Genomic DNA, 12,219 nt, shown 5'->3' on the forward strand with positions numbered 1-12,219 from the left:
ACTATTGTCATCTTACGTATTATCCAGTAAAATAAAAGATGTAGGTAATGAGAAAGCGTTACCACGTGAGAGGAGGGGCTATGGCGACAATAGAGGATGTAGCGAAATTAGCTGGGTTGTCTCGGTCGACGGTTTCTCGTGTGATTAACAACCATCCATATGTCACCGAAAAAAAGCGGCAGCTCGTATATGATGCGATGCGGCAGCTAGAGTATCATCCGAACTCTTCGGCACAACGGTTACGCACTCAGAAAACGAATACGATTGCTGTATTAGTACCACGTCTAACGAATCCATTCTTTCCATTATTAGTGGAAGGTCTTGAAGAGGTTGCAGTCGAAAATGGCTTTCAATTACTCATTTGCCAGACGCAAGCGAACGAAGAGAAGGAATTAAGCTTTTTGCATATGTTAACGACAAAGCAAGTAGATGGGCTAATCTTTACCTCGATTGAAAATGAATGGTCTACGGTTGAGCCTTATATGCAAAGTGGTCCAATGGTGCTTTGTAATGAGTATAAGTCAGAAGCGAACGTGTCGATTGTTCGTCTTGACCAAGTGAAGGGAAGCTATTTGGGGACACAATACCTAATTGACAAAGGACATAAGGCGATTGCGTATTGTGGTGCAACAAATAGTGAGCTTGGTCGTGATCGCGAAAAAGGGTTTATTCAAGCGTTAGCAGAAGCTGGATTATCCCTGAAGAAGGAATGGTATTTTGACAATCTTTACAGCATTGATTGTGGGAAGCGAGTGCTACGTACCATTTTGGCAATGGATTCGAATGAACGACCAACTGCGGTTTTTACCGGTAGTGATGAGGTTGCTGCTGGTATCATGAAGGAAGCACGGCAAAAAGGACTATCGATACCAAAGGATATAGCAGTTATTGGTTTTGATGATCAACCGATTGCCGAATTACTTGAGCCGTCATTAACGACGATCCGCCAACCGACGAAGGATATGGGGAGACGGACGATGGAAGTGATGCTGTCGATGCTTGCGAATGAGCAGATGAAACACCCATATGAACGAAAGATTGTTGAATTACCTATTGAATTGATTAAGAGGGAATCAGTATAGTGGTTGTGAGAACGATCTCATATCTTGTGAAATGCACTTATCTTGATAGGACATGATTGGATGAAAGAGTTACTGCTTTCATCCAACCTTAAAGCCGTAGGATCATGTAAGGAAAGCGTTTCAAGGACTCTTTATGGGATCGATTTCATCTCGCTATTTTGATAGAGTTGACTATCAAGAAGGAGGAATAAGTAATGACAACAAGAGTAACGGTATGGAATGAAAACCGCCATGAAAACAAGAACCCAGTCGTTCGTGATATTTACCCAGAAGGAATTCACGGGGCAATCGCGAATGCATTAAAAGGTGCAGGCTATGATACGAAAACGGCAACGTTAGATGAGCCTGAGCATGGTTTGACAGATGATGTTCTAAACGAGACAGACGTTCTAATTTGGTGGGGACACCTTGCTCATGATGAAGTCGCTGAAGAGGTAGTTGAAAATGTGAAAAAGCGGGTTCTAGAGGGGATGGGGTTAATTGTTCTCCATTCAGGCCATTTTTCAAAAATTTTCAAAAGTTTAATGGGGACATCATGTGATTTAAAATGGCGTGAAGCAGATGATAAGGAGCGACTATGGGTTGTTGATCCGAGTCACCCGATTGTTAAAGGAGTGGGTGAATACATCGAGCTTGAAAAAGAAGAAATGTACGGGGAACATTTTGATATCCCAGCACCAGACCAGCTCGTATTCGTTAGTTGGTTTGAAGGCGGAGAGGTATTCCGTAGTGGCTGCACATATCAGCGAGGTAACGGGAAGATCTTTTATTTCCGTCCAGGGCATGAAACGTATCCAACGTATCACAATGAACAAATTCAACGTGTTATTAGTAATGCTGTTGAATGGGCAGCGCCAGTTGGGCGTGAGTATCCTCAATACGGTAATGCAAAGCCGTTAGAGGCGATCAAGAAAAAATAATTTCTTTAAAAATTGGGAGGAGAATGTCAAATGAGTAAAGTAAAAGTTGGAGTCATTGGTTGTGGGAGCATTGCAAAATATCGTCACATTCCAGAGTATGCGAACAATAAGCAAGTAGAAATTGTTGCGGTTTGTGATGTAATCGAAGAGCGTGTGAAAGAATTTGCTGAACAGTATGAAGCAAAAGCATACACGAGTTATGAAGAATTACTTGCGAATGATGAAATTGATGCAGTAAGCGTCTGCTTACCGAATGCTCTGCATGCACCAGTGTCGATTGCTGCATTAAAGGCTGGCAAGCACGTGCTATGTGAAAAACCAATGGCGACATCAAAAGAAGAAGGAGAAGCGATGATTGCTGCAGCGAAGGAAAGTGGAAAGAAACTGATGATTGGACATAACCAACGCTTTGTTCCTTCGCACCAGAAGGCGCGTGAGATGATTGCCAACGGTGAACTAGGAAAAATTTATAGCTTCCGTACAGCATTCGGTCACGGTGGACCCGAAGGCTGGAGTGTGGACGGTAAGGACAGCTGGTTCTTCCGAAAAGAAGAAGCCTTCATTGGTGCAATGGGAGATTTAGGTGTTCACAAAACAGATGTGATTCGTTATGTTCTAGGTGAAGAAATGACAGAAGTTGGTGCCTTTGTTGAAACGGGTGCAAAGGAAAACTCGGATGTAGATGATAATGCTGTATGTGTGTTAAAAACAGAAAGTGGTATCATTGGTACTCTTGCAGCGAGCTGGTCTTACGTACCGAAAGAAGACAATTCAACGATTATTTATGGTGAAAAAGGAATCGTTCGTTTAGAGGATGATCCAGTGAACTCGATGGTTGTTCAATATAAGACAGGTGAAGTGGTGAAATATGAGCTTGGTGGCATTCAAACGAATGAATCAGGCGGTCAAACGAGCTCACAAGTGATTGATCACTTCATTGATGCAATCACAAATGATACAGAGCCTTTAATTACGGGTGAAGAAGGTCTGAAATCATTAGAGGTCGTTCTTGCTGCACTTGAATCAAGTGAAACGAAGAAAATTACATCTCTATAAGGTGTAGGTATTGAATAAAGGCACTGAAAAAGTTTGGTTTTCAACTTTTTCGGTGCCTTTGATTTAGAAGATAAGATAGATAAGTATTGCAGGAGAGGGATGCAAAGGTCACGTGCTCTCTCCGGTTCATCATTCCGCTATTTAAGTTAAATAAATCCAAAAGGAGCCATTAAAGCCAAAATAGCGAAATGAGGACTACATTTGTTGGTTGGCACTGTGCAAGTAGGTTCACAAAAGCTGTCGTCTGTCGTCCACGCTTGATTCACGCACTTAAGAAAAAGACGCTAAGGCGGTTTTCATAAAAACTAAGAAAGTATAGATTCAAGGAAGACATGTGAGGAGACCGAAGAAGCAAGTGAGATCATTCAATGAAGAGCGTCGGCTTCGCTCGTTACACCATATTCTGAAAAAAGTCCACTTTCAGAATAACTTAAACCCGTTGTGATGGCTCCGCACAACGCATTAAGAAAAGAATGTCCTGCATAGAAGGCGAGTTATAACGACTATGCAGATCAATTTCATCAAAAAGATGGGATGAAATATGAATCAGTTACGCATTGGCGTAATCGGGGCTGGTGGAATTGCTCAGGATCGACATATTCCAGCATTAGCAACATGAAGCGACGTTAGAGGCCGTATATGATCTCAATGAAGCGACTGCACAATCCGTGCAGCGAAGCACGGACGTCTCCTTAATAGTCAAGCAAACTATACCCCTGGTGAAACAAATACAGAGTGGCTCAGCTAACGCATTTTCTCAGAGCATGTCAAGGGGAAGAGGAGTTAGTTGTGAAACCAGAACAAGCCGCACAGGTGACGCAAATTATTGATGCCATTTATCGAAGTAGTGAAATTGGAAAGAGTGTAGAGCTGTAACAAAGTGATTGAGATTAGGAAGTAGACCCTAGTCTTAGTCGCTTTTTTCTTGGTTGGAATCTTTTAGTTGTTCAAAAAAAGACAAAATACTCAAAAATTCGATATTTTCAGCCGATATTTCATGTATACTAGTCCTTAAGAGAGAGGTGAGGCTAATGAAGGACGTCATGAATTGTCCGAAGTGTGGAGCTATTTTTGTTAAGGCATTTCGCCCTATTTGCTCGAATTGCTATCGAGAACAGGAAGCAAACTTTGAAAAGGTATCAAAGTTTTTACGAAAAAAACAAAATCGAACGGCATCGGTCCAAGAAGTGCATGCCAAGACAGATGTGCCTCTTGAATTAATTCACCAATTCGTTCGTGAAGGTCGTATATTACGAAGTCATTTTCCTAACTTAGGTTATCCATGCGAGTCATGTGGGAATGAAATTCAACAAGGGCGCATTTGTGATCATTGTCGGGATAATATTACTGACGGTCTTGATTCCGTGAAGAAAACGGAACAACTTAAAGAGCAAATAGCAGATCATGAACGAGAACGGGTTCACACGTACACCACATTACAAGATCGAATTGAGAAAAAATATTAACAAATCATATAAACGTGCCGATATATACAATGATATAGTCGGTACGTTTTTTTTGTTATAGAATAAGAATTTATACGATTCGAGGAAGACATGTGGGAAAGCATAGAGGGTGCTTGCAAATTCAAAGGGGAGCGTCGGCTTCGCACGCCACTTTAAAGAAAAGAAGCTGTCGCATTTTTCTCATATGATAAAGTACATGTCGTCTAAAATAGCAACTAAGTTATAATTGGAATAGAACGTACGAAAGTAGTTTGAACTAAAAAAGAGGTGTAACGATGAAGGTCAACCCGTACCAATCCATTCAACAGAATGTATATAAAAAACAAGTTGATAAGGTCGGAAAAGAGGCAAATTCAAATAAGAAGCAAGATGAAGTACAAATTTCTCGAGAGGCGTTGCAAATGCAACAAGAGACACAAGATCCAGAACGTTTGAAGAAAGTAGAAGCGTTAAAGGAACAGATCGAATCAGGTGAATATAAGGTAGATCCGAAGGCCGTTGCTGCGACCTTTTATGATTATTGGAATCAATAAATATAGAGGAGAGATTAAGCTATGTCGTTAAAGGCTCTCATTCAACTAATGGAACGTTTAGAAGAAACCCAACAACAATTATTGATGATTGCAATACAAAAGGTGGAGCCGTTAAAAAAGGGAGATATGAAGGTAGTTGAAACGCTCGTACGAGAAGAGTCTAAATGGATACATCAGCTTGAAATGGTAGAAACATTAAGAACAAAAAAAATAAGTGATTATGTACAAGAACAAGGAATCGAAAGTAATGGTGCACGAATGGTTGATTTGTTACCTTATGCGAGTGAAGATGAGCAACTAAGAATGATTGAAATTCAGCAATCTTTAACTGACGTAACGGCACAACTAAAGCAGCAAAATGAATTTAATCAACAGTTAATAGAAGAATCGCTTAAATTAGTAAGGGTTTCACTTGACTTAATGATTCCGATGAAGGAAGACATCAGTTATAGTCCGGACGAAAAGCAAGAATCTCCGCTTGGTTCAGGACATTCAATATTTGATTCTAAAGCATAAGGTTAGGGAGGAAGAAAAACAATGACATCAACCTTTCATGGGCTTGAAACTGCTCGCCGAGCGATGATGACACAGCAATACGCACTTCAAACAGTAGGTCACAACATAGCAAATGCGAATACGGTAGGATATACGAGACAAAGAGTGAACCTCACTCCGACAGAGCCTTATCCGAATGCAGGAATGAATGCGCCGCGTATTCCTGGACATATCGGAACTGGGGTGAAGGCAGGCTCCATCCAACGAGTTCGCGATCAATTTATCGATGTACAATTTCGTAATGAATATAATAAATTTGGTTATTGGGATACTCGCTATAAATCGCTAGAGAAAGTAGAAGATATTTTAAATGAGCCTTCTAATGAAGGGTTAAACAACCAAATTGATGAATTTTGGAAAGCGTTGCAAGAGTTATCACTTGATCCTAGTGATTCAGGTGCTCGTCGAGTTGTACAACAGCAAGCGGTTGCGGTTGCAGAAACGTTCAATCATGTTCATGATTCCCTGACTAAAATCCAAAATGATTATAAAAATGAAATTGAAGTGACTGAAAAGAATATCAATACATTATTAAATGAACTAGACAATATTAATCAGCAAATTCGTGAAACAGAGCCACATGGCTATGTGACGAATGATTTATATGACCAACAGGACAATATTTTGGACCAGCTCTCTCAAATGATGAACATTAAAGTAACTCGTGAGAAAAGTGGGGGGAATGCCAATTCTGTAGCGGAAGGTGCCGTGACGGTCACACTTATTAATGATTCTGGACAGCCTATGACCGATGCAAATGGAGACCCTATTGTTCTTGTTGATGGTACGGGAGAATCAGCACATAAGTCATTAGCGGTTGAGTTTGATGAGGATGATCCATTCGTGAGTGGGTTTACGTTCTTGGATGAAGATGGGGAGGTTGCGGTAGAGATTGACCTTGATTCGATGCCAAGAGGTGTGATGAAAGGCTTGATTCAAGCTTATGGCTATGGAGATGATGCCGATAGTGTTCAAGGTGTTCTTCCTGATATGATTAGTGAAATCAATGAAATGGCATTGGTCTTTGCGACTGAAATTAATAACGTTCATCAAATTGGATTTACTAAGCCTGACATCAATGGAAATGTTGAATTAGGTGGTTTGTTCTTTGATTTATCTGCGATGGACGGTGGAGCAGGTGCTGCTAGTGCAATTACAATTCATGATAATATCAAAAATTTAGATAATATTGCTGCTTCAGGCGTAAGTCTTGATCATATTGTTGATGGTCAGAAAGAAGTATATCAAGACCTTTTAAATGCCGATCGAGATGAAGATTATTATGATAATATTCGTAGCTTCTTAGAGGATGGCTCGAACTTTGTTAATGGACAGCCTGTTGCTTATGAAGGCGATGCTACAAATGCGAGCCGTCTTGCAGATATTAAAGATGCGGCACTTGCATTTGGCGATAGTTCGACAACGATCGGAAGCTTCTATCAATCAGTGATTGGTGATATGGCTGTTAATACGTCAGAAGCGAAGAGTATGCGCGATAACTCAGAAGGATTGATGCACAGCGTCGGCTATCATCGAGATGCGATTAGTAGTGTGTCTTTAGATGAGGAAATGACAATGTTGATTCAGTTCCAGCATGCATATAATGCGGCAGCGCGGAATATAACAACGATCGATGAAATGTTAGATCGAATCATCAATGGCATGGGTATTGTTGGGAGATAAGATAAGGTAGGATAAGGCCTCTCAGGTAGAAAGATGGCACCAAAAAAGTTAGAAACTAAACTTTTTCAGGACCCTTATAAGAAGGGAAGGAGTTTTCGTATGCGAGTCACACAATCAATGTTAACGAATAATACATTACGATATATTAATCAAGGCTATAACCAAATGGCGCGGTTACAAGATCAGCTCGTCACTGGTAAAAAGATTACTCGTCCTTCGCAAGACCCCGTTGTGGCAATGAAAGGGATGCGCTATCGTACAGAGGTGACAGAAATTGAGCAGTTCAAACGAAACATGGGTGACGCTCATAACTGGTTAGAAACAGCAGATTCAGCACTTGATCAAGCGAACCAAGTGATGCAACGAATTCGTGAGCTAGGAACGCAAGCTTCAAACGACTCTTATGATGCAGCAGAGCGAGCTAACATTGCTAAGGAGATCACGCAGCTGAGAGAACACCTCCAATCAATTGCGAATACGAAGAATAGTAATAAATATATTTTCAATGGGACAAATACAATGAATCCACCTGTGATTGATATGGAGGAGATGATGTATTTGCCTGATGATTTGTTAAATGGAACGATTGATCCAGAAGAAGCGGATCTTGTCTATAATGGCCAAGTTTATCGTTACGTCGGTGAAGAAGATGGCGAACAAATATATCAAGATGTCAGACAAACAGAGCCGGCATTTGGTGACCCAGAATTTGAGGACGGGGCGTTTCGATTAACAGTAGATGGTGATGGAACGGTGAGACACATTAGACCGAATCCTGCCGATGGTGGTGACCCGACTATTAGCAAAACGTTAAGAACGAACGATGTTGTTGTCGCTAATCGACAAGCTGTGTCATTTAATACACAAAATATTGATATTGAATTAACAAAAGGTGTGAAGATCCCGGTTAATGTCAACCCTGGTGAAGTGTTTAATAACGCTATCTTTGGAGATATTATTCGATTAGAACGTGCTCTACAAGATGAGTCTGTTACGGGTGATGAACTGACTTCTTATATTGATAATATGTTTGGACATGTTGACACAATTGTGTCGGTACAAGCAGAAGTGGGTGCTCGGGTAAATCGACTTGAAATGATGGAAAATCGTATGCTAGATCAGGAAATTACGGCAAAGAGGATTATGTCGGATAATGAAGATGCAGATATTGAAATGGTCATTATGGAGCTGATGATGCAAGAGAACGTCCATATGGCTGCCCTTGCTTCTGGATCTAGAATTATTCAGCGATCACTAGTCGATTTCCTACGTTAATGGTGTAAGGAGAGGGTATAGATGCAGCTTGCTCAATTAAATATCTATCAAACCTTCGCACAAACAGGTCTGCAAACGAGACAGCCAACGATGAGTATTAGGCAGCATCATGCAGACTTACGAATTCAACAAGAGCATGTGAACCTTGTTGAAATTAGTACAACAGGACAACGGCTATTTATTGATCAAACAGAGGCATTTGCCGATGCTAATTTAAAGAGTCCTCTTCGTCACAGTCTAGAATTTTACAGTTCAACTAAGCAAAAAACGATGCAATATATTGCCAAAACGGCACGAGAAGGCGAGCAATTAAAGCGGATTGATCGAAATGTCGATGCCATTAGTTCAATTGCGAAACAAAACTATGGACCATCACATCCTAGAGTCAACATTGCTTATATGCCTTCTTCAATGTCAAAAGTAGCGATCGATTACAAGCCAAGCGAAGTACATTATCATGTTAGGAAAAGTGAACCGACGATTCAAGTCACACGTAGAGAACCCGATATTGATATTCCGCGTTGGGAAGCAAACGTCTACTTACAACAAAAGAACGCGATTGCATTTGAAGCGACCGGTGCAGCTATTGACCGGAATTTATAGAGAGTGCTTCAAAGGTTACAACACCTTTGAAACATTCTCTTTTTTTACAGGATAAGAATGTATTAAATTAGATGAAGCGAATGTGAGACAAGCATAGTTGATGTTGGCAAATTTTAAGAAAGTCTAAAAACCGAGGGGGAAATGTGAGAAGAACCGAAGAAGTGAGCGGGGTCATTTAACTAAGAGTGTTGGATTCGCTCGTTCCACGTTCTACTTTTAGAACAACTGAAAACCGTTGTAACGACTCGGCACAACGCATATAAGAAAAGTCGCAAACGCTTTTTATCTTATGCGAACCGGAACGGAACCTCATTCCGTTAAAAGGAAGAAATACGTCATTTAAGCGTATGAATGGGAACGTCATTCCGCTATTGAGCAAAAAAAAGAGAAAAGTGAAGCACAAATGGTCAAATAGCGGAATGAGGTTCCGAAAAGGTAGTCAGAAGTGGTTTGATCAAGGAAATAACGGAATGAGGTTCCATCAAGGAGGTTGTATGTGAACTTACACAAACAAAGCCTCCACGCAACTTTTGACTGCCTCTGAATGTTCGATGTCTCAGCTTGATGAAACGAGTTCGCTTGTATGATACACTAACGACAGTTGTGAGAATGAATGAAAGTAAAGCGAATAATGAGGTGTTAACAATGAAAATTAAAACAAAATACATTGGTGAGATTGATGTAAAAGACGAACAAATCATCACATTCTCCACAGGAATCCCAGCATTTGACGATGAAACGTCTTTTGTCCTTCATCCATTTGACGAGCAATCGCCCTTTCTTGTTTTGCAATCAACGAAATCAGTCGAGATCGCCTTTATCCTTGTTAATCCATTCGATTTTGTTCCAAATTATGAGGTGAAGCTCCAAGAATCTACCAAGGAACAATTGAACATTGAAAAACCAGAAGAAGTCTCAACGTATGTTCTGTTAACGGTGAAAGAACCGTTCGCAGAAACGACAGCTAATCTTCAAGGTCCCATTATTATTAACGTCCGTACAAACAAAGCAAAGCAAATTTTGATGAGTGACAGCAGCTATACGACGAAGCACCAAATTTTTAAACAAGCTACTAAAGCCGGGAAGGGGGAGTAACAATGCTTGTACTCTCTCGTAAAGTCAACGAAGCGCTAAAAATTGGCGACGATATTGAAATTAAAGTCCTTTCCATTGACGGCGACCAAGTGAAAATAGGCATTGACGCCCCGAGACATGTGGAAATTCACCGCAAGGAAGTGTATATCCAAATTCAGGAAGAAAACCAAGCTGCGGTACAAACCGTATCGCTTGATGTGTTGAAGGGGTTTGGGAAGAAATAATAAGTCACTCGTTACTTAAAGGGCAGTGAAAACCAAACGTTTTCACTGCCCTTACTACGTCTTATTTATCCTTTTCGCAATAATCACCTAATTGTCCTAAGTAGGTTGCTTGATTCCATTTCGTAATTAAATCTTCTTCTGCTAGTTGCCCTAACCAATCATAAAATGGCGTTTGCCACGTTTCCTGTTGTTCTCTTGCTTGAAGGAAATACCTTGATAAATAGTTATGTATATCATCAGGTATGGAACAAACACGTAAGTGGCGATATACGATTTTTGCTTGATCGTTCACATCTAAGCGCATAAAGGCGATTAGACGGTGAGCGATCCATTTGTCGACAAAGAGCTCATCCACTTTTGAAGAAGGATTTAGTGGATAGCTATAGACAAAGCTATCTTCTTTGCCAATTTTGAAAAGGGGAATGAGAAAATGCTCTGTTTTCGTCTTCTTTTCATAGACGGCAACTTCAATTGGAGAGTGATAAAGAACGTCTTCTTCCCTTTTTGACAAACCTTCTTCATATAATTGAATGATCGAATAAGGCTCATTCTTAATTCCAACGAGACTGATCGTGTGATTCACAAATTCTGGGGGAATGTTACTATTGTCCAAACAAATATGTTGATTTACCTGTTCGATTTGCATACATAAGCCTCCGTGTTGATATAAAAAAGCTGGATTAAGCGTATAAATCTCCATGAACATAGGCAGAATGCCAAAGTTCTACATTTGAATGATAGTTGACAAACTCCGAAGCATTTTGTTGTTTTTTGGCGAATTCATTTTCTCTTAATTCGACAAAACGTTCGATAATCCGAATAAACGAATGTCGAACGCGATTCGGTATAACCATAAATCGGAAGGATTGAAACAGAGGAGGTCCTTCATCGTTAGCCACTGATTCGTTAGCTGTATGGCTCACAATGATTAAGTCGCATCTCACTAATTTCATAAGAAACCGATCGATCTCTACGACCGACTTTGGAATAAAATGATAGAAGTTCGCCTCGGAGGCTTGACCGATTTTTAACAGGAAAATGAGACTCTCTTTATCATTGTGATGCTGCTCACCTAGATGAATGCCTAATTCGACATTTCCCTTTCTCACCTCTTGAAGCTGCTGTTCGTTTAATTGATTATCATAAAGAGTCACTAATGCAACGGTATCGCGAGGACTTTCAATCGAAAAGGACCCCTGTTCAACCTCGTGTAAAGTCGGTTGTTTTATATGAAGATACGGATTAACCTTTTGAACTAACACACAACCACCTCTGCAACTTATTTACTATGCAATATATCATACAAATGATAAAAAATCATAAAAAATTTAAAATATGGAAAAAGAGTGAGAAGGAAAAGAACGATAATTAAAGGTTGGGGGACTTTTATTAACTATTTTTCTTCTTGATTTTATATATGTCAAAATACTCATGAAAAAAGAACCAAAAAAATTTAAAAACTATTAAACTTTTCTAAAGGAAATGCCGATATAATTATAGAGTGTGAAGCAAGAAGGGTTTAATTGATTTTTCTTGTGGACCTCTAATACTTAACCAACCACAAGGACGTGGACGGTAACACAATTCAAGGAGGAATTTCATAATGATTATTAACAACAATTTACCTGCAATGAATGCACACCGTCAGCTTGGTGTAAACCAATTTGCTGGTGCACAAGCACAAGAAAAATTATCTTCAGGTCTTCGTATTAACCGTGCTGGTGACG

General features: G+C 40.1%; 15 protein-coding genes. 13 read left to right on the forward strand and 2 right to left on the reverse strand.

Annotated features, from left to right (window positions below; translation table 11 throughout):
* The first annotated feature begins 80 nt into the window (after positions 1-80).
* The 12 genes from MW695_RS02765 (at position 81) to csrA (ending at position 10,492) form a co-directional block, all read left to right on the forward strand.
* Complete coding sequence (locus MW695_RS02765; RefSeq protein WP_247102968.1) at positions 81-1,082, forward strand: LacI family DNA-binding transcriptional regulator; 1,002 nt, start codon at positions 81-83, stop codon at positions 1,080-1,082.
* A 194-nt stretch (positions 1,083-1,276) separates the two neighbouring features.
* Positions 1,277-2,002, forward strand: a complete 726-nt coding sequence (locus tag MW695_RS02770) for a ThuA domain-containing protein (RefSeq protein ID WP_247102969.1) — start codon at positions 1,277-1,279, stop codon at positions 2,000-2,002.
* A 30-nt stretch (positions 2,003-2,032) separates the two neighbouring features.
* Positions 2,033-3,058 carry a Gfo/Idh/MocA family protein gene (locus tag MW695_RS02775; protein WP_247102970.1) on the forward strand — a complete coding sequence of 342 codons (1,026 nt, stop codon included), beginning with the start codon at positions 2,033-2,035 and terminating at the stop codon, positions 3,056-3,058.
* A 735-nt stretch (positions 3,059-3,793) separates the two neighbouring features.
* Entirely contained in the window at positions 3,794-3,934 is a 141-nt protein-coding gene (locus MW695_RS02780; protein ID WP_247102971.1) for a Gfo/Idh/MocA family oxidoreductase, read from the forward strand.
* 155 nt (positions 3,935-4,089) lie between these two features.
* Positions 4,090-4,524, forward strand: coding sequence for a TIGR03826 family flagellar region protein (locus MW695_RS02785; RefSeq protein WP_247102972.1), 435 nt, complete (start codon positions 4,090-4,092; stop codon positions 4,522-4,524).
* A 275-nt stretch (positions 4,525-4,799) separates the two neighbouring features.
* Positions 4,800-5,057, forward strand: a complete 258-nt coding sequence (gene flgM / locus MW695_RS02790) for a flagellar biosynthesis anti-sigma factor FlgM (RefSeq protein WP_247102983.1) — start codon at positions 4,800-4,802, stop codon at positions 5,055-5,057.
* A gap of 21 nt (positions 5,058-5,078) precedes the next feature.
* Positions 5,079-5,573, forward strand: coding sequence for a flagellar protein FlgN (locus tag MW695_RS02795; protein WP_247102985.1), 495 nt, complete (start codon positions 5,079-5,081; stop codon positions 5,571-5,573).
* A gap of 21 nt (positions 5,574-5,594) precedes the next feature.
* A complete protein-coding gene (flgK, locus tag MW695_RS02800; protein WP_247102988.1) occupies positions 5,595-7,295 on the forward strand; it encodes a flagellar hook-associated protein FlgK in 1,701 nt (566 codons plus the stop codon).
* 99 nt (positions 7,296-7,394) lie between these two features.
* Positions 7,395-8,570 (forward strand): flagellar hook-associated protein FlgL, encoded by a 1,176-nt coding sequence (flgL, locus tag MW695_RS02805; RefSeq protein WP_247103003.1) that lies wholly within the window; start codon positions 7,395-7,397, stop codon positions 8,568-8,570.
* A gap of 21 nt (positions 8,571-8,591) precedes the next feature.
* Positions 8,592-9,173, forward strand: coding sequence for a DUF6470 family protein (locus MW695_RS02810; RefSeq protein ID WP_247103004.1), 582 nt, complete (start codon positions 8,592-8,594; stop codon positions 9,171-9,173).
* A gap of 564 nt (positions 9,174-9,737) precedes the next feature.
* Positions 9,738-10,268, forward strand: a complete 531-nt coding sequence (gene fliW, locus MW695_RS02815; RefSeq protein WP_483299838.1) for a flagellar assembly protein FliW — start codon at positions 9,738-9,740, stop codon at positions 10,266-10,268.
* A gap of 2 nt (positions 10,269-10,270) precedes the next feature.
* Complete coding sequence (csrA, locus tag MW695_RS02820) at positions 10,271-10,492, forward strand: carbon storage regulator CsrA (RefSeq protein WP_247103008.1); 222 nt, start codon at positions 10,271-10,273, stop codon at positions 10,490-10,492.
* A 61-nt stretch (positions 10,493-10,553) separates the two neighbouring features.
* Here the strand turns inward: csrA and MW695_RS02825 are convergent, their stop codons facing one another.
* Positions 10,554-11,138 carry a hypothetical protein gene (locus MW695_RS02825; RefSeq protein WP_247103010.1) on the reverse strand — a complete coding sequence of 195 codons (585 nt, stop codon included), beginning with the start codon at positions 11,136-11,138 and terminating at the stop codon, positions 10,554-10,556.
* A gap of 34 nt (positions 11,139-11,172) precedes the next feature.
* Complete coding sequence (locus MW695_RS02830; RefSeq protein ID WP_247103016.1) at positions 11,173-11,754, reverse strand: hypothetical protein; 582 nt, start codon at positions 11,752-11,754, stop codon at positions 11,173-11,175.
* 341 nt (positions 11,755-12,095) lie between these two features.
* Between MW695_RS02830 and MW695_RS02835 the strand changes: the two genes are divergently transcribed.
* The coding region (locus MW695_RS02835; RefSeq protein ID WP_483299839.1) for a flagellin N-terminal helical domain-containing protein at positions 12,096-12,219 on the forward strand (124 nt) is incomplete at its 3' end.

Origin of the sequence: Halalkalibacter sp. APA_J-10(15), assembly GCF_023017105.1 — a bacterium.
Lineage (GTDB): Bacteria > Bacillota > Bacilli > Bacillales > Bacillaceae_D > Halalkalibacter.